23 protein-coding genes and 1 pseudogene are annotated in these 26436 nt (G+C 33.0%); 16 read left to right on the top strand and 8 right to left on the bottom strand.

The features are described from left to right. Nucleotides 1-128: 128 nt before the first annotated feature. Nucleotides 129-1001: an AraC family transcriptional regulator gene (locus tag ACVEGE_RS06725; protein ID WP_173851635.1), complete on the bottom strand. Its 873-nt coding sequence runs from the start codon at nt 999-1001 to the stop codon at nt 129-131. A gap of 228 nt (nt 1002-1229) precedes the next feature. On the opposite strand from ACVEGE_RS06725, the gene hemA reads away from it, so the two are divergent. From hemA to ACVEGE_RS06675, 10 genes and pseudogenes are all read left to right on the top strand, one after another. Next, on the top strand, nt 1230-2486 hold the full coding sequence (gene hemA, locus ACVEGE_RS06720; protein ID WP_173851638.1) for a glutamyl-tRNA reductase: 1257 nt from the start codon (nt 1230-1232) through the stop codon (nt 2484-2486). A 108-nt stretch (nt 2487-2594) separates the two neighbouring features. Beyond that, nucleotides 2595-3521 carry a hydroxymethylbilane synthase gene (gene hemC / locus ACVEGE_RS06715; protein WP_192500805.1) on the top strand — a complete coding sequence of 309 codons (927 nt, stop codon included), beginning with the start codon at nt 2595-2597 and terminating at the stop codon, nt 3519-3521. Beyond that, on the top strand, nt 3521-4213 hold the full coding sequence (locus ACVEGE_RS06710) for a uroporphyrinogen-III synthase (protein ID WP_192500804.1): 693 nt from the start codon (nt 3521-3523) through the stop codon (nt 4211-4213). The genes hemC and ACVEGE_RS06710 overlap by 1 nt, the downstream gene beginning before the upstream one ends. A gap of 62 nt (nt 4214-4275) precedes the next feature. Next, nucleotides 4276-5301, top strand: coding sequence for a uroporphyrinogen decarboxylase (gene hemE / locus ACVEGE_RS06705; RefSeq protein WP_173851646.1), 1026 nt, complete (start codon nt 4276-4278; stop codon nt 5299-5301). A gap of 6 nt (nt 5302-5307) precedes the next feature. Further along, nucleotides 5308-5682 (top strand): hypothetical protein, encoded by a 375-nt coding sequence (locus ACVEGE_RS06700; protein ID WP_192500803.1) that lies wholly within the window; start codon nt 5308-5310, stop codon nt 5680-5682. Between the two features lie 5 nt (nt 5683-5687). Continuing rightward, on the top strand, nt 5688-6293 hold the full coding sequence (locus ACVEGE_RS06695) for a hypothetical protein (RefSeq protein ID WP_173855433.1): 606 nt from the start codon (nt 5688-5690) through the stop codon (nt 6291-6293). Further along, complete coding sequence (gene hemF, locus ACVEGE_RS06690; protein WP_173855434.1) at nt 6283-7185, top strand: oxygen-dependent coproporphyrinogen oxidase; 903 nt, start codon at nt 6283-6285, stop codon at nt 7183-7185. Before ACVEGE_RS06695 ends, hemF begins: the two co-directional genes overlap by 11 nt. Before the next feature lie 40 nt (nt 7186-7225). Next, nucleotides 7226-8128 carry a fructose bisphosphate aldolase gene (locus ACVEGE_RS06685; RefSeq protein WP_173855435.1) on the top strand — a complete coding sequence of 301 codons (903 nt, stop codon included), beginning with the start codon at nt 7226-7228 and terminating at the stop codon, nt 8126-8128. A gap of 288 nt (nt 8129-8416) precedes the next feature. Further along, nucleotides 8417-8800 carry a protease inhibitor I42 family protein gene (locus ACVEGE_RS06680; RefSeq protein ID WP_173855436.1) on the top strand — a complete coding sequence of 128 codons (384 nt, stop codon included), beginning with the start codon at nt 8417-8419 and terminating at the stop codon, nt 8798-8800. 7 nt (nt 8801-8807) lie between these two features. Then, a pseudogene (locus ACVEGE_RS06675) lies at nt 8808-9017 on the top strand (porphobilinogen synthase); the annotation flags it as partial. 245 nt (nt 9018-9262) lie between these two features. Here the strand turns inward: ACVEGE_RS06675 and ACVEGE_RS06670 are convergent. Genes ACVEGE_RS06670 through ACVEGE_RS06660 form a run of 3 tightly spaced genes read right to left on the bottom strand, consistent with a single transcriptional unit; the run spans nt 9263 to nt 14404 of the window. Further along, complete coding sequence (locus tag ACVEGE_RS06670; RefSeq protein WP_192500802.1) at nt 9263-11119, bottom strand: hypothetical protein; 1857 nt, start codon at nt 11117-11119, stop codon at nt 9263-9265. A gap of 8 nt (nt 11120-11127) precedes the next feature. Next, nucleotides 11128-11748, bottom strand: a complete 621-nt coding sequence (locus tag ACVEGE_RS06665; RefSeq protein ID WP_173855438.1) for a hypothetical protein — start codon at nt 11746-11748, stop codon at nt 11128-11130. 28 nt (nt 11749-11776) lie between these two features. Beyond that, nucleotides 11777-14404: a DEAD/DEAH box helicase family protein gene (locus ACVEGE_RS06660; protein ID WP_173855439.1), complete on the bottom strand. Its 2628-nt coding sequence runs from the start codon at nt 14402-14404 to the stop codon at nt 11777-11779. Between the two features lie 45 nt (nt 14405-14449). Here ACVEGE_RS06660 and hemB point away from each other — a divergent pair, with 45 nt between their 5' ends. The 6 genes from hemB to ACVEGE_RS06630 all read left to right on the top strand — a co-directional run bounded on the left by hemB (nt 14450) and on the right by ACVEGE_RS06630 (nt 20168). After that, nucleotides 14450-15445 carry a porphobilinogen synthase gene (gene hemB / locus ACVEGE_RS06655; RefSeq protein WP_173855440.1) on the top strand — a complete coding sequence of 332 codons (996 nt, stop codon included), beginning with the start codon at nt 14450-14452 and terminating at the stop codon, nt 15443-15445. A gap of 50 nt (nt 15446-15495) precedes the next feature. Beyond that, entirely contained in the window at nt 15496-16419 is a 924-nt protein-coding gene (locus ACVEGE_RS06650) for a hypothetical protein (protein WP_173855441.1), read from the top strand. A 129-nt stretch (nt 16420-16548) separates the two neighbouring features. Beyond that, nucleotides 16549-16962 carry a c-type cytochrome gene (locus ACVEGE_RS06645; RefSeq protein ID WP_192500801.1) on the top strand — a complete coding sequence of 138 codons (414 nt, stop codon included), beginning with the start codon at nt 16549-16551 and terminating at the stop codon, nt 16960-16962. A gap of 164 nt (nt 16963-17126) precedes the next feature. Beyond that, nucleotides 17127-17597: a methylated-DNA--[protein]-cysteine S-methyltransferase gene (locus ACVEGE_RS06640; protein ID WP_192500800.1), complete on the top strand. Its 471-nt coding sequence runs from the start codon at nt 17127-17129 to the stop codon at nt 17595-17597. Between the two features lie 119 nt (nt 17598-17716). Further along, the gene (locus ACVEGE_RS06635; RefSeq protein ID WP_173855443.1) at nt 17717-18430 is read left to right on the top strand and encodes a 3'-5' exonuclease; all 714 of its coding nucleotides are present in this window, start codon (nt 17717-17719) and stop codon (nt 18428-18430) included. Between the two features lie 49 nt (nt 18431-18479). After that, on the top strand, nt 18480-20168 hold the full coding sequence (locus tag ACVEGE_RS06630) for an ABC transporter ATP-binding protein (protein WP_192500799.1): 1689 nt from the start codon (nt 18480-18482) through the stop codon (nt 20166-20168). Between the two features lie 130 nt (nt 20169-20298). On the opposite strand, the gene ACVEGE_RS06625 is transcribed toward ACVEGE_RS06630, so the two are convergent. The 4 genes from ACVEGE_RS06625 to ACVEGE_RS06610 all read right to left on the bottom strand — a co-directional run bounded on the left by ACVEGE_RS06625 (nt 20299) and on the right by ACVEGE_RS06610 (nt 26420). Next, nucleotides 20299-23481 (bottom strand): M4 family metallopeptidase, encoded by a 3183-nt coding sequence (locus ACVEGE_RS06625; RefSeq protein WP_192500798.1) that lies wholly within the window; start codon nt 23479-23481, stop codon nt 20299-20301. A 620-nt stretch (nt 23482-24101) separates the two neighbouring features. After that, on the bottom strand, nt 24102-24299 hold the full coding sequence (locus ACVEGE_RS06620; protein WP_173851676.1) for a hypothetical protein: 198 nt from the start codon (nt 24297-24299) through the stop codon (nt 24102-24104). Next, a complete protein-coding gene (locus ACVEGE_RS06615; RefSeq protein ID WP_192500797.1) occupies nt 24296-25690 on the bottom strand; it encodes a radical SAM protein in 1395 nt (464 codons plus the stop codon). The genes ACVEGE_RS06620 and ACVEGE_RS06615 overlap by 4 nt, the downstream gene beginning before the upstream one ends. Beyond that, nucleotides 25680-26420 carry a prolipoprotein diacylglyceryl transferase gene (locus ACVEGE_RS06610; protein WP_173851680.1) on the bottom strand — a complete coding sequence of 247 codons (741 nt, stop codon included), beginning with the start codon at nt 26418-26420 and terminating at the stop codon, nt 25680-25682. The genes ACVEGE_RS06615 and ACVEGE_RS06610 overlap by 11 nt, the downstream gene beginning before the upstream one ends. Nucleotides 26421-26436 lie beyond the last annotated feature (16 nt).

Below are 26436 nucleotides of genomic sequence, written 5' to 3'. Positions count from 1 at the left end.
CTTTATTGTTTTTCTGAATCCCAAAATTTCGGATTGGAAATCTTTTGTAAAAGTAACGAATCTTACTTTTTTATAAATTGGGATTAACTATTTTTTATTTATTGTTTAATATATAAAATCAATGCTGCTTAAGTTGCTGGATTTATTGACATTAAATATTTTTTGGGAGTTGTTGCAAATTTCTTTTTGAAAGCGGCTATAAAATGACTTCCTGTGCTATAGCCTATTTTTAAACCTACTTCGTTGACATTATAGGAGCCGCTGTCGAGTAGTTTTCGAGCAAAATCCATTTTGTAATCAAATAGAAACCCATAAACGGTGTCGCCATATATTTGTTTAAAACCCATTTTAAGTTTCTTTAAAGTCAAACCCACTTGATCTGCTAATTCTTGCAATCCAGGTGGTTCAGCCATATTAGCTAAAATGATTTCTTTGGCTTTTCGAATTTTAATCACATTGTCTTCATCGGTTAGAAACGGACATTGCTCTGCATTTGGGTCTTCGGTACGGTTAAAGTATAGACTTAATAATTCATAGCCTTTCCCGCGATAGTAAAGGTTTTTTATCGAAGGATGTAAATTGTAATGAAACAACTGACTTAAAACAATTGCCATTGAGGGGCTAATATTTCCTTCGTTGTAATATTTTTTATCTTTATTATCACCGCTTAAAAAAGTAATGTAGTCCGCTTCCGCAGAAAACAAAGCGTGGAATTTTTGGATCGAAACAATTACGGAGATCACCCACGAGTTAGGTGCTAACTCTAAATTTAGAGGCAACTCTTTTTGTGGATTGTATAAAAGCAGTGATTTTTCTTCTTTTAAATCTAAGGCATAATTTCCTTGATTGAAATTAAATTTTGCACTTCCTTTTAATCCAAAATGAAATTGAATCAACCCGCTACTCACTTCACGTTGTGCATTGAAAACTTCAGTACTGTCATTCTGAAACCGAATTAAGGTAAAGTCGTCTTCAATCTTTATAATTTCTTGTGAACTCATAGCGATATATTTATGTTGAAAAGATGATAATTATCAGCTCTTTTTATTTAGAATCATTCTAAGTAAATGAATGCTAATAACTTGATTTCAGTACAAAAATAGCGTTTTTTAGTAATTATTAGCCCTTTAGGAATAAAAAAACATGTAGCGTTATAAAAAGTACTTCTAGCGTTACTTTTATAAATAGTATAGTGATAATTTTGCTGAACTTTCTTGAAAAGTATTTATATGGAAAATAACAACCAATCAAAGCATCACTATTTTTATTCTGTTGGACTAAGCTATAAAAAAGCGGATGCCGAGATGAGAGGTAAATTCAGCTTAGATACTTTAGCAAAGACACGTTTGCTAGAACAAGCACAAACGGAGGGGATTGAGAGTTTAATTGTTACCTCTACTTGTAATAGGACAGAGATATACGGATTTGCAGAACACCCTTTTCAATTGATAAAATTGATTTGTGAAAACAGTAACGGAAGCGTTGAAGAGTTTCAAAAAGTAGGTTTTGTTTATAAAAACCAAGAAGCAATAAGTCATATGTTTAGAGTTGGGACTGGTTTGGACAGTCAGATTCTAGGCGATTTTGAAATTATATCTCAAATAAGATCTAGTTTTACGCAATCAAAAGCAATGGGATTAGCTAATACTTTCATGGAAAGATTAGTGAATGCCGTAATTCAGGCTAGTAAAAAAATCAAAAACGATACAGAAATTAGTTCAGGAGCGACTTCGGTTTCTTTTGCAGCGGTTCAATATATTATTAAGAACGTTGAGGATATTGGTAATAAGAACATCTTGTTATTTGGTACGGGTAAAATAGGTAGAAATACTTGTGAGAACTTGGTAAAACATACTAAGAACGAGCACATCACTCTTATTAATAGAACTAAAGACAAGGCTGAACGACTAGCTGGAAAGTTAAATCTTATTGTAAAAGACTACTCAGAGTTGCATTTAGAATTGCAAAAAGCAGACGTTGTGGTTGTTGCTACGGGGGCTCAAAACCCTACAGTAGACAAGGCGATACTAAATCTTAAAAAACCGTTGTTGATTTTAGATTTATCAATTCCGAAAAATGTACATGCAGATGTTGAGGATTTAAAGGATGTGACTTTAATTCACATGGATTACCTCTCGCAATTAACGGACGAAACTTTAGAAAACAGAAAAAATCATATTCCTGCAGCGGAAGCTATTATCGAAGAAATCAAAGAAGAATTTAATGTATGGACAAAAGGACGCAAATTTGCTCCTACAATTCATGCCTTAAAAGAAAAATTGAATGCTATCAAAAAATCTGAGTTGAATTTCCAAAGTAAAAAAATAGCTGATTTTAACGAAGAACAAGCAGAAATTATTTCTGCACGAATTATTCAAAAAATCACCACACAGTTTGCTAACCATTTAAAAGACGATGATACAATGGTGGATGAAAGCATTGAATGGATCGAAAAAGTTTTCAAAATAGGATTGGCAGCGAAGTAAGGTTGACACAATCTTTATTTTGAAGTTATTTGAAGAGAGTACAACTTAATGAATCTTAATTTCTTAATGGTTTTAAATCAAAACTTATTTTGAAATCAAAAAATAAAAATGGCAGAAAAGACAATAAGAATAGGAACTCGCGATAGCGAACTCGCACTTTGGCAAGCACATACTGTAGAGAAAAAGTTAAATGATTTAGGTTATAAAACCGAAATTGTTGCTGTAAAATCAACTGGAGATGTCATTCTTGATAAGCCACTGTACGAATTAGGAATTACGGGTATATTTACTAAAACCTTAGATGTCGCCATGATTAATGGTGCGGTAGATATTGCAGTGCATTCTATGAAAGATGTTCCTACTGCTTTGCCACAAGGAATTGTGCAGGCAGCGGTTCTTGAAAGAGCCAATACCTTAGATATTTTAGTGCATAAAGGAAACCTTGATTTTCTTACTGCCTCTGGGACTATTGCCACTGGAAGTTTGCGTCGTCAAGCACAATGGTTAAACAAATATCCTAGCCACAATGTAGTTGACCTTCGCGGAAATGTAAATTTACGTATGAAAAAGCTCAACGAAGGCGACTGGAACGGAGCTGTATTTGCAGCAGCAGGATTAGAAAGAATCAATTTGAAACCAGACAATTACATCAACTTAGATTGGATGATTCCTGCACCAGCACAAGGCGCTATGCTTGTGGTGGCGATGCAAAATGATGCCTTTACACTTGATGCTCTTTCGCATTTAAATGACATTGAAACAGAAATCGTAACCTATATAGAACGCCAATTCCTTAAAACTCTCGAAGGCGGTTGTACGGCGCCAATTGGTGCTTTGGCACGTTATAATGAAGAAGAAGACACCATCCATTTTCAAGGAGTTTTGTTTTCGCTTGACGGAAAAGAAAAAATTGAAGTTGATAAAATTGTTCCTATCGAAGAATGGAAGAAACTAGGATTCTATTCGGCTCAAGAAGTGCTGAATAATGGAGGAACAAAACTGATGACGGAAATCAAAAATAATTTGAAGAAATAATGAGCCAAATAAGCATCTTATCCACTAAAACATTATCAGACGAACAGAGACAAGTACTTCTAGACGCAGATTTTGATCTATTAGAACAAGATTTTATCGAAATTAAAAATAACCTTTTTGATCTAAATAAAATCAATACCAATTTAATTTTTAGTAGTCAAAATGCTGTTATTAGTTTGATGGAGCAAAACGGCTGGGAAGCATTAAAAACCAAACCAGTTTTTTGTGTGGGTATCAAAACCAAAGAATTATTAGAAGCAAATGGGTTTACTGTAGACGTTTATCTTGACTATGCATCAGAATTAGCGGAGATTATCACCTTAATCTACAACCAACAAAGTTATACTTTTTTTAGCGGAAACTTGCGTAAAGAGACGTTACCACAAGCTTTGAAAGATGCCGGAATCACGTATAACGAAATCGAAGTGTACCAAACTACATTAGCGCCTTTTAAAATTTCGGATCAAGAAAATTTTGACGGAATACTGTTCTTCAGTCCATCTGCTGTAGAAAGTTATTTATCGAATAATAAAATCAAAAAAGAATTTTGCTTTTGTATTGGTAGCACAACAGCTGCTGCCCTAGAAGAGAAAAAAATAAAAAATATCATAATTCCTGAAGTGCCTACTATTGAAGAAGTAATTCTCGAAGTAATTCAGCATTACACTCCAATGCCTGAAGAAGGTAATTAAAAGAAACAAAACAAGATAAACCATCAGCTAAAAGCCAAAAGCGACTAGCCAATAGCAATAAAATGATAAAAAACGACTTATTTTTAAGAGCATTAAAAGGAGAAACAGTGCAACGTCCACCAGTTTGGATGATGCGTCAAGCCGGTAGGTATTTACCAGAATTTATCGCTTTGCGTGATAAATATGATTTTTTCACCCGTTGTCAAACTCCAGAATTGGCTGCCGAAATTACGGTACAACCTATTCGTAGAATCGCTCCAGATGCTGCGATTTTATTCTCAGATATCTTGGTGATTCCACAAGCAATGGGGATTGATGTAGAGATGAAACCAAATTTTGGTCCGTATTTGCCACATCCAATTCGTACGATTCAAGATGTTGAGAACGTAATTGTTCCTGATGTTCATGAAACGTTAGGATATGTTTTTGATGCTATCAAATTGACTAAAGAAATGTTGAATGATGAGGTGCCATTAATTGGTTTCGCAGGTTCGCCTTGGACAATTATGTGCTACGCAGTAGAAGGACAAGGATCGAAAAGCTTTGATAAAGCTAAAGGATTCTGTTTTCAATACCCAGAAGCAGCGCATGTTTTACTACAAAAAATTACAGATACCACTATTTTATACCTAAAAGAAAAAGTAAAAGCGGGAGTAAATGCCGTTCAAATTTTTGACTCTTGGGGCGGAATGTTGTCTCCAGTTGACTATCAAGAATTTTCATGGAAATACATCAACCAAATCGTTGAAGCACTTGCTGATGACGCTCCGGTTATTGTTTTCGGAAAAGGATGTTGGTTTGCTCTTGGCGAAATGGGAAAAAGCCGTGCTTCTGCATTAGGAGTAGACTGGACTTGCTCGCCTAGAAATGCTAGATACCTTTCTGGTGGAAACATTACTTTACAAGGTAATTTTGATCCATCAAGATTGTTATCGCCAATTCCGGTAATCAAGAAAATGGTTCACGAAATGATTGACGAATTCGGAAAAGACAAATACATCGTGAACTTAGGCCATGGTATTTTACCAAATATTCCTGTAGATCACGCTAAGGCCTTTATTGACGCAGTGAAGGAATACAATCAATAATAGCCAATGCTAAATAAAGGATTAAGAGACGAGAAGAAAGTAAAGATTGACACTATGTTGAGCACTTTACTTTCTTTGGTTTTTGTACCCAAATTTTGGAATATTGAAGACACGAGTTTAATTGATAATCAGTTGACAGAAATACAATTAAGTTCTGCTATTCTACAAGAAATCTCAGAAAAAGATTTAATCACACTACTTAGTGGATATGGTTTTGATTGGGAAGACAAAGAGCGCTTTGCTGATTTTTTAGTAGACTATTCTAAAGGTAATTCGGTCGATTTTATAGCAAAAGCGATTGCTGTTTATGTTCATATCCAGGCAGAAAGTAAAGCCTTTTCATTTGGGATTTTTAATAAGTTAGCTTTAATTAAAAATTAAAGAGAATGGAGTTAAAGCAAAAGACATTAAACGATATAGAGTCTTTTTTTGATAAAAATTCGTTATCTATTGAAAACATTTCTTTCTTTATGATAAAAGTTAGATTGTTATTAGAAATGGAAGATCAAAAAAATAGATATAAAATTTTAAATCATTATTGTAATTGGTTTCTTCATAAAAGTTTAGATAGAGGTTTATCACCAGTAATCATTAATGAAATCAGTTCTTTGTTTTCAAAGCGACTTAAGAAAAATGATTTTGTTGTAGGAATTAATGAAATATTATCCATTAAAAAATTAGTAGTAGAATTAAAAGAGGTTCTTTATCTAAATATTGGTTTCAAATATCAATATACTTTTGAAAATGATCAATTTTGGATAATTTTTTTAAAAATATTCCTAATCGAATTAAAACAAAAGCCTCTATTATTAATGAAAAAAAGTGTAGTTGAACATCAGGTGATTGAAGAAATTGATTTTAGTTTCTCAGTTTTTGGAATTCAGTTAACTGATTATAAAGATAAAATTTTCGTCGAGATTTTGTCAAAAGAATTTGAAGCTAAGAATAAACATTTTTACATTGAATTTGCAATTTTTAAACATGAAAAATAAATTCTACACATACATACAAAACTTACAAGATCAAATCGTAGCTGGACTAGAAGCTGTTGATGGTCAAGCCAAATTCAAAGAAGATCTTTGGGATCGTTCAGAGGGTGGAGGAGGTCGCACACGTGTAATCGAGAACGGAAAAGTTTTTGAAAAAGGCGGTGTTAATATTTCTGCTGTTCATGGAAAATTACCAGAAGCGATGCAAAAAATGTTTGGTGTAGGCGAAGCAGATTTCTTTGCTTGCGGACTAAGCTTGGTTTTGCACCCAAGAAACCCAATGGTCCCTACGGTACACGCGAATTGGCGTTATTTCGAAATGTACGATGATAAAGGTGATGTAATTCAGCAATGGTTTGGTGGTGGACAAGATTTAACGCCTTACTATTTATTCGAAGAAGATGCAAAACATTTTCATGAAACGTGTAAGACGGCTTGTGATAAACACAATCCAGATTTTTATCCAAAATATAAAAAACAGTGTGACGCCTATTTCTGGAATGCGCACCGTCATGAAGCGCGAGGTCTAGGAGGTTTGTTCTTTGATTATTGTAAAGCTACTGATGATATGAAGATGGAAGATTGGTTCAACTTTGTGTCTGAAGTTGGGAATAGTTTCTTGCAAGCTTATGTTCCAATTGTTGAAAAAAGAAAAGATTTAGAGTATTCTCCAGCTCAAAAAACATGGCAAGAAATTCGTCGTGGTCGTTATGTGGAGTTCAATTTGGTTCACGATAAAGGAACATTATTTGGTTTAAAAACCAATGGAAGAATTGAATCAATTTTGATGAGTTTGCCACCGCACGTGCAATGGGTGTACGACCATCATCCAGAAGAAGGCAGTGAGGAAGAAAAACTAATCAAAGTGTTAGAATATCCTAAAGAATGGGTTTAAATTAGCGTGTAACTATTTATTATACCTAAACATTATTAAGATGGATAGAAAAGAGAAATATTCAGCACAGTTAGAGAGAATGAAATCTGGTAAAGGATTTATTGCCGCATTAGATCAAAGCGGCGGTAGTACGCCAAAAGCACTTGCTCAATATGGCGTTGAAGAAAGTAGTTTTGCCAATGATGAGGAAATGTATTTGCTCGTTCATGAAATGAGAACCCGTATTATTAAAAGTCCAAAGTTTAATAGTTCATTCATAATTGGTGCAATATTGTTTGAAAACACAATGGACCGTAAAATTGACGGGGAATGGACCGCAGATTATCTTTGGAATAAAAAAGGGATTGTACCATTTTTAAAAGTTGATAAAGGCCTATCCGAACTAAAGGATGGTGTTCAAATAATGAAACCCATCACAAATCTAGACGCTTTACTAAGTCGTGCTGTGGAAAGAAATATTTTTGGTACCAAGATGCGCTCTTTAATTAAGGAGGCAAACAGTGAAGGAATTCGCAATGTTGTAAAGCAGCAATTTGTAATCGCTCATCAAATTTTTGAACAGGTTTTGGTACCTATTATTGAACCAGAAATTGATATTAAGAGTACTGATAAAGCAAAGTCTGAAGAAATATTAAAAGCCGAATTAAAACTGCATCTTGACGCGCTAGATGAGTCCGTAAAAGTAATTCTGAAATTGACTCTTCCCGAGACTGATAACTTTTATGCCGACTTACAATCTCATCCAAATGTTGTTCGTGTGGTGGCATTATCAGGAGGCTATTCGAAAGATGAAGCAAATAGAAAATTAGCTGCTAATAACGGTTTGATCGCAAGTTTTTCCAGAGCATTAGTTGAGGGTGTAACTTTTAATCAATCTGATGATGATTTCAATCTGATGATCGATAAAAGTATCAATGAAATTTATAAAGCATCAATTACATAATACAAGCTCTGACTAGTTTTTAGGACTGGTAGAATTTAAAGACGAAACTATAAGTAGAATTTGTGTTTCCATTAAAAAGAGACAGAAAATGAAGAACAAATGAATCTAATTGTTCATTAGTTCGCGAGACGACTTTAAGTCCATCAAATTGTTCAAAGTTTTAGTGAACGCAGCGTAGTGGTTTTAATTTTATAATTTCATAAAATGGATCTGATAACGCAACCTTTTTTTGTAATTAGCATCTTAATATAAATACATAACTTAATATATTATCTAAAATTAAGAATCATGAAAAAAGCAATATTTTTTATCTTGGTGGTTGGCTTGTTCTCTTGTACTAATAATGACGAATCGAAAATCGATGATTATGTCGAATCGAATTATTATGAAGTAAATAAAAATGAGACTTTCGATGTTCCATTAATTTTTAACGCGTCAACTGGTTACTCCTGGAAATGGGTAGACAACCAAACCGATAAGTCGGTAGAGTTGATAACTAACAGCTATGCCCCGACAAAAAGTGGTGCCGAAGTCATTGGGGGTGGTGGATATGAAATTTGGAAATTTAAAGCAGTAAAAGCCGGTACTTATATATTGAAGTTCGAATATTGCCCATCTTTGGATTTAAATTCGTCTGTTGAAACCAGAAATATTACTATAAAAATTAATTAAAAAATATATGTTCCCATTACAAAGAGGTAGAAGATTAAGAAGAAGTGAATCTATTCGTTCATTAGTTCGTGAGACGACATTAAGTCCGTCAGATTTTATGTTTCCCATGTTTATTGCAGAGGGAGAAAACGTACAAGTAGAAATTGCTTCTATGCCAGGAATCTTTCGTCGTTCGATAGATTTAACGGTAAAAGAGGTTATAGAATTATATGATTTGTTCTCAGGAATAAAGTACAACTATAGAGACTACGAGTTCTAGAACAGGAATACGGTTGAATTACTAAATACCAAGTCTAGAATTGAAGTTTTTATTGGATACCGATTCAAAACAGTCAAATCTGTAAAAGAGGTTTTTGAATCAGTTGAAAATGTTTTTTGATACGGTTTAAGCTATTTATAAATAAAAATGAGCCTGATACACTGTATCAGGCTCATTTTGTTTAAACGAGTTTTATATTTGGATTACTTTACATAATCAATCAAATCCAAAGATTGTAGAATAATGTTTTGATTAGAAAAATTAGATTGTAAGTTAATGTTCATTTTCATTTTATTTCCACTTATTTTATTGGATAATTTCAGCTCAATGTTTTTAAATTGATTAGATACACGTAATGCTTTAGCGGTGTTTTGTCCTAATTCTTCCGTTTGCATATAGGCTTTGATGAATTTTCCAATATTGATGTTTCCAATAAAATTATTTTTAGATAAATCTTTTGAAACTTTATTTGAAAAGTCAGAACGTGCTCCGTTTGTTAAATAGTCCATTCCGTTAGAGAACACTAATACATCTCCGTCTCTAATAATAGATATTTCACCAGTTTGTTCTGTTTTCTTTAATTTGTATACTCCATTGTCTAGCGTCAGTACCTTTTGCTTTACTCCTAGGTCTAATAATTTAGCACTCATTTTAGGGTGAGTTGAGGTCACGATAAAAGAAAAAATAGGTCTTGTTTTAGAAATTGTTTTTTCAACTTCAATTTCTTCATAATCGTCGTCATAATCAACTGATTTGTATGTGTAGTCATATTTCTCTATTCCGTGAAAAAACAGGGTAAAATCACCGTCTAATAGCGTTGCAGTAGCTTCTTCATCAACAATTGTTGTCATAAGATCTAATGCAATGTCTAATCCGTATTTTTTAATAGGTAAATTAGAGAATGATTGTTCAATTAGAGAAGGGTAGTTTTTTAAAATTTCTTCAGTACTCAAGTGGTAAGACAAATAAGCCAAGGGTTCTGTTTTTGGAAAAAACTGAAAAATATTTTTATTTGGTTTTCTTGAAATCACTTTTTTCATAATGTCTGCAAGTGGTTTTGAGTATTCTATGGTCTCTTCTACTCTTGCTTTGTCGTTTTCAAAAAACATATCCAGATACATTCCTTTTATACTATGCATTGCTGGAGTGGGCACGTTGTTAGTGGCTAATTTTGCAATAGCATAGTAAAACGAACTTATCTTTTCTGAAAACGTTTCGTAATTAATCCATGCTGACACATCTGCCTTAGTATTCACTTTAGATGAATAAGGTGTTTCAAAACCATTTTCAAATATTTTTGCAATTGCAATTGCATGTTTTTCATGAGTTAATTTTCTTTCTTCGGCAAGTATAATTTCATTTTCGGCTCTTATTTTTTCGTAATAAGCATCGTCATATTCCTCATCGTCTTCGTAATAAACTTCCTCTGTTTCGGTTGTGTCAACTGCCACTACCGCAGTGCTTTCAATTTCATTGTTTTCATAGACAACATCTTCGGCTTCACTAACAACTACGGTGTCATTATCGGCAACGTCTTCTGCATACTCTTCTTCAACTACACCTTCTTCATCATAATCCGCATAAGCAAGGTTTCTATTAGCAGCTGTATTATAAGTAACGTATAGTATTAAAACGTTTTGATCCCAAGCAATGGTAAAATCCTCTTTTGCTGGAGAAAAAAGAGAGTAATTGCTGTTTTTTATAATATGCTCACTGTTTGTACTATCACTTTTTTTAATAATTTGTTGTACCATTTGAGTGATGCTATTTTCATCTAAAATGGGCAATGTAATTTGGGTATAAGATAGGCTATCTTTATAATTCCCGTGAATTGTAGCATTTCTAGATTTGTCTAAAGAAGCAACAAAATTTATTAATTTTATTTTAGAGTCTTCTTTATTAAAACTTTTAAATAACTTATGGTTGAAGAGGCTATCGATATTGACTTTTTTTGAAAATTCAGCAGTATTTAGCTGAACAAAGTAATCATATTTTTCGTCGTTTACTTGACTAAATGTTAGGAGCGGCAACAAAAATAAGAAGGCATAAATTTTTTTCATAATAAATTTTAAAGGGTAAAGCTGATGGAATTATTCATAAGGTTATTGTCATTTAAAACACGCCATACATCGTATCTTAAAAAAACCGTTTTTTTAGATTTAGAAAGTTTACTATTTGGGTTTTGTACCGTTTTAATTACTTTATCAAAGGTATAAATGGCGGTAATAGTGGCCTTTTCTAAATCTTCTTTTTCTTTTAGTTTTTTTGGAATAGGATAAGAGGCAATCCGCTCAAACCTTCCGTTAGATTCTTTAAAATGATCAACCTTGTTTTCCTTATTGATACTATTCAAAACGGCGTTTAAAGTTTCTATAGAGTTGTAACTGAAGTTTAATTTAAAAACATAATTATTAAAATCATAGGAAGTATAAATTTTAGACGCTCCCTTAATCTTTGAAGCATCGGCTCTAAATTGGGCTAGCTTTTGCTTCATTTCATTTTCACTAGGAATTTTGTCACCATCGACTTCACCCAGCATAATTGCTGCCCGAGTCTTTATCCAAGAGTCCGAAAAGTCAATAACTAAACTATAGTCACCAGTTTGATTGCTCTTGTGGTTTAATTTTTCGGTAATCTTGAAACAGCTAGAAAATAAAACACAAAATAAAATTAATACTATTTTCCTCATTTTTCAAAAATAGAACATATTTTAAAAACTAGTTCCAAATAACTGCTTTTTTTGTTTTTTTCTCAAAAGCAGTAGATAAATGATACATTCTGGCACGAATTAAAATCTTTCTACCTACGTAATGCCGAGTGTAAACAAGTGTAGATTTACAAACATTCTTCTCCCAATTTGCTAAGAAAATTTGACAACGCTCTTTTTTGTCGCCAAAAATCTGAGGAACGGAATAGTAGTTTTGAATATTGAATTTTTGTTTGGACCAACTTTTTTTAATAATTAAATAACGAGGATTTTTTATAGGTTCGATAATTTCTTGTAGGGCATTTATATATATGGCACTTTCTATTGCGGTTGTACCTTGAATAGAGCAAACCACTTCTCCTTTAAGTTGAATATAAGTTAGTAGTCTGATTTTTATTTTATCAGTATGGATTATGTTTAATTCAAGCATGCTGTCTAAAAGGGCGTGACTAATTTTTTCAAGATCCTTGTGTAAAAGACCAAATTGAATATAGTTTTTTATAGCTATGTATGATTTATATCCAAATGTTAATCCCAATGCGCCAAGTAAAGAATACATAAACGCAAGAAACCCTTTGGATAGAATCTCGTGAAAATTTTCTATTAAATATTTGGGTAAAAAGAAGGTAATGGCTACTGATAATTCTAGTAAATTATACCGAACAACATCTTTAAAAGCAGACTTTTTTGCTATTTCATAAGGGACTTCTCCAGAATAATACTCTTTTATTTCTCTAGAAATTCCAGTTCCTTTATGTGTTGCTAGTGTCCACTTTGTTTTTAATTCATGTCTATTTTTAGCTTGTTCTAATGTTTTAATATTCAGTTGCGCTGTATCTACGTCCTTAAAGTTTGTGGGTAGATTTAATCGGTCAATTCCGCTTTCAATTTCATTTTCTTCATTGTTTGAAACACCTATAAAAGCATCAAACCTTCTTTTAAGAGTTGCAATATCTTTACCGCCATTATTAACAGTAGGGTCAAGACATGCAAGGTGCCAGATGTTTCCTGTTTTGTGTGTATTTTTTTTTTCTGATCGAATGGCTCTACCGCGCATTTGATTAGATGAAACAAACGAACCTATAAAGGAGGCTAAGACGAGCGTGTTTATTGAGGGCGCGTCCCAACCTTCGCCCAACAATGATTTTGTACCCACCAAGATTTTGATGTTGCCGTTTTCAAACAATTTTGTAATAGTATTTACTAAATGATTCGTAACAGTTTTTGGTGTGATTTCTATAAACTCAGGATCTGATTCTAATGGTGATATGGTGAAATTGTCAATATCTTCAAATTTTTCAAAGGCAGCAATTGTTGTGGCGTGAATTATTACCAAGCTTCCTGTTAAAACTGCGATGTTCTTTTTAGGAAATTCACTTGTTCGCAAATAGTGAAAAATAGGTATAACACCCAGTCTATTTATAGATTGTATTGCTTCTGTTTTAGTGTTTTTAAATTCTTTTTTTATATAATCGGTTAAAATTACAGCCCGTAAATCGTGTTTTAAATTACAGTATTCATTTGTTACTATCGATACAATACTTTGTAGTTTGCTAGGACTATTGGCTAACGACTTGTATAAAAAATCACCTCCAACTAAATCTACTTTCTTATTTTCAAAAATATTTAAGCGTTTTAATTTTTGCTCTAAGCTATTCAAGTACTTTTCGTTTAGTATTAACGCCATTCTATCGGTTATTAATAGATTTTGAAACAATAATTGCGCCCAATCAGTTGAAAACGAGGGAAAATCAATTTCATCGTTTTTTTCAAATCCTAGAATGTTTAATTTTTCTAGTGGTACATTTTGATTTATAGCATTTAGAAAAATCAATAGTGCCGAAAAATATTCAGGGTTATCATATATTTCAGGTAAATGCCTTTGTGTTTTTGTTATAAATCGATGTGAGTTTATAAATGAAATAAAATCAGTATCTGTTTTAATAGCATCTATAAAATTAGAAATCTTCATTCGATAATCAAAAATGAAGTTAATTTCTAAATCTTTGGGTTTCGAAAAATATACAAAGTCTTGATGTGGGCAAAGATCTCCTTCTATAATTAATTCGGGGACGGCAATTTCATCGTCAATTTCACCACATAGTTTAAAATATTTAGATACTTCAATAGGTTCGCTATCATAAGGAGGCGTGGCTGTTAGCGCAACTACGGTAAGGTTTTGTTCGATTTTTAAACTATACAAGCACTTCCACCATGCATTTTTTAAATGGTGAGCTTCATCTAAGATAATGACTTCAATTTTTTCCTTTTCAAAAAAAGAGTAATAATCTGCTTCAAATTCAAATCTTTTATAAAAAGCATGAAGTGATTGGTAGGTAGAAAAAGTAACCGCCTTTGGTTTGCTTAAGTCAAAAGAATAGTCCTGATATGTTTCGTCTTTTAAAAAGAAATTTTGCAACCTATCTTCCCATTGATTCCTTACCGTCAAAGTAGGTGCGAGAACTAAGGTTTTTTTACCTAATTGACGCATTATTTCTAAGCCTAATATTGTTTTTCCTGAACCGGGAGGCGCAACAACATGCAAATGATTGTCGATAATATGACTGTGGATGTTATTTATAAACTTTTGTTGGTATGTTCTCCAAGGGAATATAAATTTAAGATTTTTAAATGGCATAGAAAGAATTAGTATTTTTATCTTTGTATCAAATATAGATAAATTATGTTCCCATTACAAAGAGGTCGAAGATTAAGAACCAATGAGTCCATTAGAAGTCTCGTTAGAGAGACTACTTTAAGTCCATCCGATTTTATGTTTCCCATGTTTATTGCAGAGGGAGAAAACGTACAAGTAGCAATCCCTTCTATGCCAGGAATCTTTCGTCGTTCAATAGATTTAACGGTAAAAGAGGTAAAAGAATTATTTGATTTGGGTATTCGTGCAGTGAATATTTATGTAAAAGTTAGCGAGGATTTAAAAGACAATACAGGTAAAGAAGCGTGGAACGAGAACGGATTAATGCAAGAAGCTATTCGTGCAATCAAAGTAGCTTGTCCAGAGATGGTTGTAATGCCTGACGTTGCTTTAGACCCCTATTCTATTTATGGTCATGACGGAATAATAACTGATGGTGATGTTGCTAACGACCCTACAAATGATGCGTTGGTAAAAATGGCAATTTCACACGCTCAAGCAGGAGCTGATTTTGTTGCACCTTCAGACATGATGGATGGCCGTGTACTGCGCTTGCGCCAAGGTCTTGATGCAGCAGGTTTCCATAATGTGGGCATCATGAGTTACTCCGCTAAGTACGCTTCGGCTTTTTATGGTCCTTTTCGTGATGCTCTAGATAGTGCGCCGAGAGAATCAGATGTTGTGGTGCCAAAAGATAAAAAAACTTACCAAATGGATTATGCAAACCGCATTGAAGCTATCAAAGAAGCACTTTGGGATGTTGAAGAAGGGGCTGATATGGTGATGGTGAAACCAGGAATTGCTTATTTAGATATTGTTCGTGAAGTAAAAAACGCAGTCAATGTTCCTGTAACGGTGTATCATGTTTCGGGTGAATATGCAATGATTAAAGCTGCTGCCGAAAGAGGCTGGCTAGATCACGACAAAATCATGATGGAGCAATTAATGTGTATTAAAAGAGCAGGGGCTAGTTTGATCTCGACTTATTTTGCTAAGGAAGCAGCGGTATTATTAAACAAATAAATGATTGAAAAAAAGCGTATTTTTACGCTAAAAAATAATATTTAAATTATATGAAAAAAGGATTACTAGTAGCTATGATGTTTGCCTGTTTGACAACATTTGCACAAAAAATTAAAATTAAAAAGAACAAAATCAGTATTGATGATGTTGAGGTTGCAATTTTAGATAAACAGAAGTTAGTTTATAAAATTGTTTCTTTAGATAATAGGCCTATTTTTTCAATTGAGAGAAAGGTAAGTTCATTAATTGATGGGTCAACGGTTTATTGGAGTGTATTAACTGATTTGTCTACTAATAAAACAAATGAAGTTTTAGACTATGGTAAAGATCAAGGCCTGAGTTTTCAAAATGCTATTGTGGCGAGTGTTTGTAATGAAAAATACAAATTTATTAGCGCCGCAGGTATAGATGAAAAAGGTGTTTTAGAATTTATTAATGGAACACCAACAGATATTGATAAAGTTTTGGGAGATGCTAATTTAAAGGCAAAAAACGAACTTAAGGCTGAAAATGATGTGATGGTAAAAGCTAAAGTATCCGTTAAAAACAGCGATATTTTTCAACTTCAAGATGTTGCTGGTAAAGAGGTGAATGTTGTTATTGGCTCCATTAATAAAAAAAGTATTGTATTTATTGCAGGCTTTGCGCCAAGCTTAGTTTATGAAGTGAATTCATTATACAGCGAATTAGATAATAATAGTAGAAAGCAAAATAGATCAAGACTTGTTGGTAGCTGGTATGACGTAAAATTAGGATCTGAAAACCCTACTACTAATAAACGTGTTAAAAATGAAATAATCACTTGGGATAACAAATATTTCGGATTAAGAGGAGCTGTATCTGGTATGGAAAAAATAAGTTCTGCAGGTTTAGAAAAAGGAGATCTTGAAATTTATGGCGGTGCAGAAACATTACCTAATAGAATTGTAGCTAAATTGCTGTTTCATGGCTACACTTTTGAGGCAATGAAATAGTATTATTCTTAATACTTTATAATGCTAATTTATTAAGGAAGTAGAGCTGTTATTAAACAAATAAAGCTGATAATTATCATTTTATAAAAATAGCAATTGTGTTAACTTTGAGTTTAAATACTTCAAATTATGAAAAAATTAATCTTTATTGGAATCGTTTTTCTAGCTTTCGCTTGTAAAAAACAAGAAACAGAATCATTTGGTAAACAAGAGCCAGCGGCAAATACAGAAGCTTCCTCAGAAGGTATGCAGGTAGAAGTACAAACCCCAGAAAAATTAGGAGAAACTATTTTTAACGGAAAAGGGACTTGTGCAACATGTCATAAAGTAGATTCTAAATTAATTGGGCCTAGTGTTCAAGAGATTGCGTCTGTTTATAAAGCCAAGGGAGGTAATATCATAGCTTTCTTAAAAGACGATGCAAAACCTTTAGTTGATCCAACTCAGTATGAGGTAATGAAAGCAAATTTTGCAATTACTAAAGCAATGTCTGCAGAAGAATTACAAGGATTAGAGGCATATATATATTCTAATTTAAAATAATTTATAAAGAGATTTTAAGGCTTTGCTACTATTCCCCATACTTTGGGTAAAAGGGCTAGAAAACTAAGATTTACACTAGCTCTTTTAATCGGCCTACAGGATATTCCTTGTAGGCCTTTTTTTGTTTTACAGTATTACTAATAAATATTATTTATCTTTATATAATGGAAACAGCCTACATAAAAACTCCGCTTGGTACTGCCATGCTTACTGGTGATAAAAATGGAATTACAGCTATTACTGTTTCTGATGAAGGGGCCGTTTCTACAGTGATTCCAATAGATTTGCAAGAAGCTGTTCAGCAAATCAATGAATATTTCGAAAATAAAAGAACCAATTTTACTTTTAAATTAAATCCTAAAGGTACTGATTTCCAAAAAAAAGTTTGGAACAACTTACTGACTATTCTCCACGGAAAAACGAGAACTTATCTAGAACAAGCCAAAACACTTGGTGATGTGAAGGCCATACGGGCTGTAGCTTCTGCAAATGGTAAAAACCCACTTTGGATTGTTGTTCCGTGTCATAGAGTCATTGGTTCTGATGGGTCGCTTACTGGCTATGCAGGAGGACTGTGGCGTAAAAAATGGCTTTTGGAACATGAAAACCCTACAAAACAACAAAGTTTGTTTTAAGCACAACATGGTCATCATTAAATGTAGATTGCTCTTTTTTACTTATATTTGGTAAACTCAACTTAGCAATATACGCTGTCTTTTATAAATTGGAGAGGTGAGTGTTCAAAATGAAATTTATGATAGAAAAAATCAATCTCAATAATATTCTATTCTTGGATATAGAAACCGTTCCAGAAACCGCTGACTTTAATAGTTTAGATTCAGAGATGAAAGCACTTTGGGAAAACAAAACGCAATACCAGCGCAAAGACGAATATACGCCAGAAGATTTTTATGACCGCGCCGGAATTTGGGCTGAGTTTGGTAAAATTATTTGTATTTCAGTTGGTTATTTTGCGAATAAAGGTGATGTTCGTAATTTTAGAGTAACGTCTTTTTTCGGTGATGAGGTTACAGTTTTGAAAGATTTTAATAATTTATTAAACAATCATTTTAACCAACCACAACATGTTTTATGTGGCCATAATGCAAAGGAATTTGATATTCCGTTTTTAGCAAGGCGCATGATTATAAACAAAATTGCAATTCCAAATAAACTCAATCTGTTTGGGAAAAAGCCTTGGGAGATTCCGCATTTAGATACATTAGAATTATGGAAGTTTGGTGATTATAAGCATTTTACTTCTTTAAAATTGATGTGTAAAGTGCTTGGCATACCTTCTCCAAAGGGAGATATTGATGGTAGCCAAGTTGGACATGTGTTTTATGTAGAAAAAGACATTGATCGTATTGTAACCTATTGTGAAAAAGATACCATTGCTGTAGCACAAATATTTCTTCGCTTACGTCAAGAGGATTTATTAATAGAGGATGAAATTATTCACGTTTAAAGTCGTAAGAGTTATTTAATTTACCCTTGAAATCCTTACTTTTACCCACATGAACAAGCAACTACTATCCATAGAAAATTTAGAAATTTCTTTTAAAAAAGAAGGCGTTTACTCTGCTGTGATTAATACAATTAGTTACGATTTAAGAGAAAATGAAATCCTAGGCATTGTAGGTGAATCAGGATCTGGTAAGTCAGTTTCTTCATTAGCAATCATGGGATTGTTGCCAGTAAATATTTCGAAAATAACTAATGGTCAAATTCTTTTTGATGGTAAAAATGTTGCCCATTTATCTGATCAAGAATTACAAAAATTGAGAGGAAATGATATAGCGATGATTTTTCAAGAACCAATGAGTTCTTTGAATCCATCATTAAAATGTGGTTTTCAAGTTCAAGAAATTCTTTTACAGCATGCGTCATTATCTAAGTCAGCTTCTAAGGTAGAAACACTGTCGCTTTTTGAAAAAGTAAAGTTACCAAATCCGGAACTTATTTTTGATAAATATCCTCATGAAATATCAGGTGGACAAAAGCAAAGAGTGATGATTGCTATGGCAATTGCCTGTAAACCAATGTTGCTTATTGCAGATGAACCTACTACAGCACTTGATGTTACAGTTCAAAAAGAAATCATACAATTATTAAAAGACATACAGCAAGAAACAGGAATGAGTATTATATTCATTTCTCATGATTTGTCTTTAGTATCTGAAATTGCCCACCGTGTTTTAGTGATGTACAAAGGTCAAATTGTAGAACAAGGTGAAGTAAAAAAGATATTCAAAAATCCCGAACATAATTATACAAAAGCTTTAATTGCTTCAAGACCATCGCTAGAGGTGCGTTTAAAAAGACTGCCTACAATTCAAGATTTTTTGAATAATCAAATCAATACGGAGATTGTATCTCCTGAAGATCGTGCTCAATTTCATGATAAATTATATAAACAAGCCCCTATTTTAGAAGTTATTAATGTTGAAAAAGAATATTTATCCACAGTAGGTATTTTTGGCAAGAAAATAGGTTTTAAAGCGGTTGACGATGTTAGTTTTAAATTGTATGAAGGTGAAACACTAGGTTTAGTGGGAGAAAGCGGCTGTGGGAAATCGACTTTAGGAAATGCAATTTTACAATTAGATAAAGCTACTGCAGGTCAAATTCTATACCGAGGTCAGGATATTACAAAGCTAAGTGGAACTGCAATTAAAACTTTGAGAAAAGAAATTCAGATTATTTTTCAAGACCCATATTCGTCACTAAACCCACGAATTCCTATTGGTAAAGCCATTATGGAACCTATGAAAGTACATGGTTTGCATAAAAATGATAAAGAGAGGAAAGAAAAGACTATTGAAATTCTTGAAAGAGTAGGTTTAGGAGCTGAATATTTTAATAGATATCCACATGAGTTTTCTGGTGGGCAAAGACAACGAATAGGAATTGCGAGAACAATAGCTTTACAGCCTAAATTAATCGTTTGTGACGAATCAGTTTCTGCTTTAGATATTTCAGTCCAGGCGCAAGTTTTGAACCTTTTAAATGAGTTAAAAGAGAATTTTGGATTTACGTATGTATTTATCTCCCATGATTTGGCTGTAGTGAAATACATGAGTGACCAAGTACTTGTTATGAACAAAGGGAAAATTGAGGAAATGGCTGATGCTGACGAATTGTATGCAAACCCTCAAAAAGAATACACTAAGAAGTTAATTGAAGCGATACCAAAAGGGGATTAAACAAGGCATGTGCTTTGATTGTCTTAATGAAATCTAGAAGTATTGATGAGTAATTAATCTAAAACCAATGTATTATAATCAAAAAAAGCCTCACAATAATGTGAGGCTTTTCTATTATAAATTTAAAATTTTAGTTTTTGTAAATCTTTTTTGTTGTGGTTTTTTGTCCGTCATTTACTTCAATGATATATACACCAGCATCCAATTGGCTGACATTAATTTCATTTTTAGAAAGTGTACCTGAACCTACCATTTGTCCTAAAAGATTGAGTATTCTATAGTCTCCTTTTCTTTGATCTGTCATTTGTACATTTAGGTAACTATTGACAGGGTTAGGATACATCGAAAGGTCAGAAATGGAAGGTTCATCCCCTAATTCAGTGCTATTATTCAAACTAGTGAAACTAGTGATTGCGTTTCCGCCAATATTTACAGTATAATCTTCTACTTCACCATAAGAAAAAGTTTCACATGCTGTTGGGGTTGCATTATATTTCATAGCTACTCTCATACGTGTTGTTCCAGCTAAAGCAGAAGTAGGAACTGTAAATGTACTTGATAAATTTGCGCTGCTAGAAGAGGATCCTGTTACTGCTTCTTCTGAAGTTTCAAAACTTCCATTTTGATTGTAATCAATCCAGACTTTCCAATATTCAGTATAGGATGATCCACTAAATCCAGCACTAAATATAATAGTATTAGATCCATATGGTAAGTTACCTACTTGAGAAGTAAAGTTTCCGTATCCTGCATTTGCTCCAGTAGTATTTGCAATACCACCTATGCTAACATAATCAATATATTCATCAGTAGCTGAATTTCCTTTGCTTGTGCAATAGGTCAATGATGTAGCTTTAGGCGTTACAGTAACTGCGTTACTCGCTGCAGAGACATTGCCAGCAAGATCTTTAGCTTTTACAGTATAAATGTAAGCCGTACCAGTTGTTAATCCTGTTACTGAATAAGTAGTTGTAGTAACAGTTGCTTTTAATGTTGATCCTTGATAAACATCGTATCCTGTTACAGCTACATTGTCAGTTGCTGCATTCCATGATAATGTTGTTGTTGTAGCAGTTGTTCCTGATGCCGCTAAACTTGTTGGCGCTGTTGGTGCAGTAGTATCACTAGATCCGTTAGTTATATTTACGGTATAGTCTTCAACTTCTCCATATGAAAACGCCTCACATGCAGTAGGAATTGCATTGTATTTCATTGAAACCCTCATGCGAGTTTCTCCGCTTTTTGCAGTGTTAGGAACTGTAAATGTTCCAGTAACTGGAGTCGTTTTAGATGCTGTTTTACTCCATACCAATTCTCCAGAATCTGAAAAATCTCCATTTTGATTGTAATCAATCCATACAGCATATCCTTCATCGTAGCTTGTCCCAGGCCATGCTGGAGTAATTGTAATCGTATTTGAACTACTTTTTGCTAATGTTGTTGAAGTAGCTGTGTAATCACTGTATCCGGTTCCGCCCGTTGATGTTTTATTAATTGTACCCAAAGCTACTTTACTAATGTATTCATCTGATACACTATTCCCTTTTGAAGCACAATATGCGGTTTCTCCATACGCAGCACCAACTCCAATTGCATAAAATGCATTTGTTGTAGCGATTACTTCTGCAGATCCTGCACCATATAATTCAACCGCAGATTGTATTCCATATGTTCTTGCATTTGCAAAACTTGAATTGGCAGAAAGGTAAACACTTTCTATTCGATAAGCTATTTTTGCTGCTTTGTCTATATTTATACCAGTAACCGCGTAAGTGTTTCCAATATCGTTTGTTCCAGATTTTCCAACAGCTAAGATGTAAAACCAATGATTCAAAACACCACTATTTGTATGTACACCACAATAATCATTAGCTTTTGCAGGAGTACAATTCACGTTTATCCAGTTTGTTCCTCCATAAGTATCTGGTTGCCCTTCTGATTTTGGATTACTCATAGAACGTAAAGCTGCATGACCGGATCTTCTTTCAATATCTTCTCCTATTAGCCATGTATTTTTAGTTGGTGCTGCATAATATTCAATACATGCTCCCCATATATCTGAGAATGCTTCATTCATTGCGCCCGATTCTTTTTGATAGGCTAAATTTGCAGTTTTTTCGCAAATTGCATGGCCTATTTCATGTGCGGCTACATCAATTGATGTCAATACATCAAAATAAGTACCACTACCATCTCCATAAGTCATTACACTACCGTTCCAGTAAGCATTGTCATAAGCATTATCGTAATGTACATAGCTCTTTATCGCTGCTCCTGCATTGTCAAAACTGTTTCGCCCATGTACAGTTGACCAATAATCATATGTTTTTTCTGCGCCCCAGTGTGCGTCTAGAGCACCATTGTCTTTATTTGTATTATCAAATTCAGCACTAGTCCAGTTATTATCGTTATCAGTAAAGTTTACTGCACTATTATAATTGGTGCTTTTATTCATATTGAAGGTTTGTATACCTTTACCACGAGTTGCATCAGATAAAATATAGCTAGACCCGCTTAATTGAGTTTGGATGCTTTGTGTTCCACTATAACGTGTAGCAGCATTTGCAGCAACAAAACTTGTTTTTTTGTCAGTAATTGTACTTAAAGCATTTTTATTGTGGCTGTATTTTTCTATGTGTTTTATTCTAGCATTGTAAAATAACGCTTCGCCTGTATTTGCGTCAATGTATAGATCACCTCTACTAATTGGGCTGGTTGCATAAATGTCAAATTTATATGCTAGTGTTATTTTTTGTCCCTCTTTTTTCGTTTTCTTTTGATCCATTTCTGGAAGAAGGACTAGTTCACCCTCAGGTTTAGTGTATCCAATTTCTGCAGCACTTTCAGGATTTTCCCAAAGATATTTTGAAGCTCCTATTTGATTTAATGCTTTTTGAAATGCAGTTTCTTTTGATATAGCTGGAATAATATTTGCATTTTGAGTATCATAATACTCACCACTCATTGAGGTTATTTTACCACTTTTTGAATGTAAAGTATAAGTTGCAAATTCAACTTTTATACCTTGATGGCTTAATTGGTATTTTTCATGCAAGAAGCCAGATTTATCTGTTTCTGCTTTGATTCGAGAAAATTTTGAATCATTTGTTATCCCTAACTGTTCTTGTAATGTTTTTTGTGAGTCACTGGTTTTATAGGTTGATTTTTCAGTGAACACAATTAGAGAAGGTTTGCCATTTTCATTGGTGATTTTCTCTTTTACATTTTTGTTTGTTTCCTGACCTTGTGCTTCAAAAGCCAAAAAGGAAACCGTTATGGCAAGAGCCATTTTTCCTAGTAATTTTGTTTTCATTTTTTGTAGGTTATATTAATATTAAAATTTGGGCAATCAAATTTAACAAAATATTTACAAAAAAATCACATTTAAAGTGATTAAATTAACATAAAGATAATTTTAATTGTTTTTTTTCTAGTAAGAATGAGGGTTAAGCGATGTTTTTAATTAATTGATGAAATTAAGATTTTTCTTAAGTAAGTAATAATTGCTAGTAATTTGTATTTCAGTTAGTTAATAATAAAAAGGGTGCTAATGTAAATTATACTCCAAATAATTATAATTCAACCTAATTTTAGTCATAGTTAACTTAGTTGAGGTTCAATAGTAGTTCTACATACTACTCGAACTGATAATTAAATTTTTTTATAAAAAGTTTTAGTATTTATGATTTCGTAGAGAAATGCTATTTCTTTTAGAAATGAGGTTTTGATTTTATAGTAAAATAATTGTGAATATTCATACATTTTTAAATGTCTATTTTTTACTCAATTTAAAATATAGTAGCTTTTTAATTATTAGATAAACAAACAGGCTGTTCATTTGAACAGCCTATTTGTTGTTTTAAGTAAGCGAAGTAACTTTTACACTGCTTATGTCAATTAGTATTTTAAGAAATATTTTCTATTATAATTGAATTAAGCCATCATACTTCCACAGATACCCAATCCTATTAGTAAATACAGAGCAGATAAAATATAAAATACTTTTGCTGCCTTAGCGTTATTTTTTTGTAGCCCAAACCCAATTAATGTTAAAACCACAGGAGGCCCCACCATAATTAATGCTATTATGACTACTATACCATTTAAGTTCCCTACCTCTAACTGTATCATATTTGTTGCTTTCTAAGTTCTTCTAATCGTTCTTTTTTATCGTCTCTATAAAATAAATTCATGGTTTCAAAAGGAATGATTTTGTTGTCTTTATCAACAATGTGAACACATGATTTTTTTATTGCTCTTACATCAAAATTATAAGCGTCTATAAATTGCATAATTATAATGCGAAACAGATTGTCGTATCCTAGATTTGGAGCTTCAATATTAGGCAAACAGCACAAGATTGATTTTAAGTTTTCTTCGGCTACAGTTACGGAATTACCTGTACTGAACAATTCTATCATTTTACCGTGTAGCACATCATCTTGTTCATAGATAATAGTGTTTTTGCTATTATCTAATAAGTCATTTGGATTGATGTACCGAGTTAATGGAAAAACTTCTTCTCCTAATTTTAATGCGTATCCCATAACTAAAGCATCAGGATTACATGGTACAGGCAACAAATCATCAGGGTTAAAAATGGATGTTTGTTCTAGAATTTTTCGTCTTACTTCCGTCAAAGTCATTCTGTCGGTCTCTGGATTGAAATTTTCTAATCGTCCTGCAATTTGTGTAGGCTGAAAAGTGACGCCGCGAATGCATTTTTGCTTTAAAGCGAATTCGATTATTTTTCCAATTTCAGAGTCATTTAATCCTTTTTGTAAAGTAACAACTAAGGTAGTAGAAAGATTAAGTTCATTCAGATTTTCAATGGCTTGTTTTCGAATGTCATTTAATTCAGCTCCTCTTAATTCTTTTAAAACACTATTTTCGAAAGAATCAAATTGTAAGTAAATTTCAAAATCAGGGGCATAAGTACTTAACTGTTTTGCAAATTCTTTGTCTTTGGCAATTTTAATCCCATTAGTGTTTAGCATTAAATGCTTAATTGGAAGTGATTTTGCATAATCTAAAATCTCAAAAAACTGTGGATGAATGGTGGGTTCTCCGCCACTTATTTGTACAACATCAGGTTCTTTTTCGTTTCGAACGATGGTGTCAAGCATGGCTTTTACTTCGTCCAACGTTCTGTGTCTTCCATAAGTAGGTGAGGAGCCGGCGTAACAAGTAGGGCAGCTTAAATTACATCTATCCGTGATTTCAACAACAGTTAAACAAGAATGCTGCTCATGATCGGGACATAAACCACAATCGTAAGGACAGCCATAATCCGTTTTTGTATTAAATTTGTATGGCGTCTCAGAGGGTTTATTATAATTTCGGATGTTCTTATAATAAGGAATATCATCTGCAATTAATACTTTAGAATTTCCGTGTTCTGGACATCTTTTAAGCATGTAAACATTGTCGTCTTGAAAAACAATTTTTGCATCAATACGTTTTAAGCATTCCGGACATAAGCTTAAAGTGAAATCGTAATAAGTATAATCTCTAACTGGCATTTTTGAATAAATTTAAAATTGTTTTGTAATAATAAATGTAGCAAATTATACTTAAGATTTGTATAGAACTTAAACCAAATGTAAAAAAAGTATTAGGTTTTAGGAATTCAATGAAAAAACGGAATCCAAAATAAGAAATCATGAAATATTGAAAGAGTAATCCGTTTTGTAATTTTTTTCTTTTTAGAACGGTTAGAAAGTAGAATAGAACGGCGAGAAATACCAATTCATACAAGGCCAAAGGATGCCTTTGTAGACCATCTCCTAAATTCATTCCCAGAAAAAAAGTGGTTTCTTTTCCGTACGTAAACTCATTTGTGCCTGATAAAAAGCAGCCTATTCGACCAATGAAAATACCCAAAATTATTGGGAAAACAAATAAGTCTCCTGAAGACTCTTTCTCTCCAATAATTTTTTTAGCTAGTTCCACTCCAAGTAGGCCTCCAAACAATCCGCCCATAATTGTCTTATAGTTCAATAAATCAATAAAAGACGGTAATGAGGTTGGTAAAATGGGGTTCTCTAAAAAGCCAAAAATTCTTGACCCCAAGAAAGCGCCTATAGTTGCGCCAAGAATAATGGAGAGTCTGTTGGTTGTTTGTATTGAATCAGTGGTTTTTTTTCTTCTAAAAAGATAATACCGATAGCCAATAAAAAAGGCTAGGTATTCAAAAACAAGATGAATATTTATTTTGTAACCTAAAACAATGGGATCAAAAGGAATATTCATCTTATAAGTTTATACA

This window comes from Flavobacterium sp. PL002, from assembly GCF_054165825.1.
Note: the sequence above shows the minus strand (reverse complement) of the source record. Positions and strands in the feature narration are given on the sequence as shown.

Coding starts and splice junctions, on each gene's coding strand:
- ACVEGE_RS06725 (WP_173851635.1), bottom strand. CDS start 1,001: ATGAGTTCACAAGAAATTATAAAGATTGAAGACGACTTTACCTTAATT.
- hemA (WP_173851638.1), top strand. CDS start 1,230: ATGGAAAATAACAACCAATCAAAGCATCACTATTTTTATTCTGTTGGA.
- hemC (WP_192500805.1), top strand. CDS start 2,595: ATGGCAGAAAAGACAATAAGAATAGGAACTCGCGATAGCGAACTCGCA.
- ACVEGE_RS06710 (WP_192500804.1), top strand. CDS start 3,521: ATGAGCCAAATAAGCATCTTATCCACTAAAACATTATCAGACGAACAG.
- hemE (WP_173851646.1), top strand. CDS start 4,276: ATGATAAAAAACGACTTATTTTTAAGAGCATTAAAAGGAGAAACAGTG.
- ACVEGE_RS06700 (WP_192500803.1), top strand. CDS start 5,308: ATGCTAAATAAAGGATTAAGAGACGAGAAGAAAGTAAAGATTGACACT.
- ACVEGE_RS06695 (WP_173855433.1), top strand. CDS start 5,688: ATGGAGTTAAAGCAAAAGACATTAAACGATATAGAGTCTTTTTTTGAT.
- hemF (WP_173855434.1), top strand. CDS start 6,283: ATGAAAAATAAATTCTACACATACATACAAAACTTACAAGATCAAATC.
- ACVEGE_RS06685 (WP_173855435.1), top strand. CDS start 7,226: ATGGATAGAAAAGAGAAATATTCAGCACAGTTAGAGAGAATGAAATCT.
- ACVEGE_RS06680 (WP_173855436.1), top strand. CDS start 8,417: ATGAAAAAAGCAATATTTTTTATCTTGGTGGTTGGCTTGTTCTCTTGT.
- ACVEGE_RS06670 (WP_192500802.1), bottom strand. CDS start 11,119: ATGAAAAAAATTTATGCCTTCTTATTTTTGTTGCCGCTCCTAACATTT.
- ACVEGE_RS06665 (WP_173855438.1), bottom strand. CDS start 11,748: ATGAGGAAAATAGTATTAATTTTATTTTGTGTTTTATTTTCTAGCTGT.
- ACVEGE_RS06660 (WP_173855439.1), bottom strand. CDS start 14,404: ATGCCATTTAAAAATCTTAAATTTATATTCCCTTGGAGAACATACCAA.
- hemB (WP_173855440.1), top strand. CDS start 14,450: ATGTTCCCATTACAAAGAGGTCGAAGATTAAGAACCAATGAGTCCATT.
- ACVEGE_RS06650 (WP_173855441.1), top strand. CDS start 15,496: ATGAAAAAAGGATTACTAGTAGCTATGATGTTTGCCTGTTTGACAACA.
- ACVEGE_RS06645 (WP_192500801.1), top strand. CDS start 16,549: ATGAAAAAATTAATCTTTATTGGAATCGTTTTTCTAGCTTTCGCTTGT.
- ACVEGE_RS06640 (WP_192500800.1), top strand. CDS start 17,127: ATGGAAACAGCCTACATAAAAACTCCGCTTGGTACTGCCATGCTTACT.
- ACVEGE_RS06635 (WP_173855443.1), top strand. CDS start 17,717: ATGATAGAAAAAATCAATCTCAATAATATTCTATTCTTGGATATAGAA.
- ACVEGE_RS06630 (WP_192500799.1), top strand. CDS start 18,480: ATGAACAAGCAACTACTATCCATAGAAAATTTAGAAATTTCTTTTAAA.
- ACVEGE_RS06625 (WP_192500798.1), bottom strand. CDS start 23,481: ATGAAAACAAAATTACTAGGAAAAATGGCTCTTGCCATAACGGTTTCC.
- ACVEGE_RS06620 (WP_173851676.1), bottom strand. CDS start 24,299: ATGATACAGTTAGAGGTAGGGAACTTAAATGGTATAGTAGTCATAATA.
- ACVEGE_RS06615 (WP_192500797.1), bottom strand. CDS start 25,690: ATGCCAGTTAGAGATTATACTTATTACGATTTCACTTTAAGCTTATGT.
- ACVEGE_RS06610 (WP_173851680.1), bottom strand. CDS start 26,420: ATGAATATTCCTTTTGATCCCATTGTTTTAGGTTACAAAATAAATATT.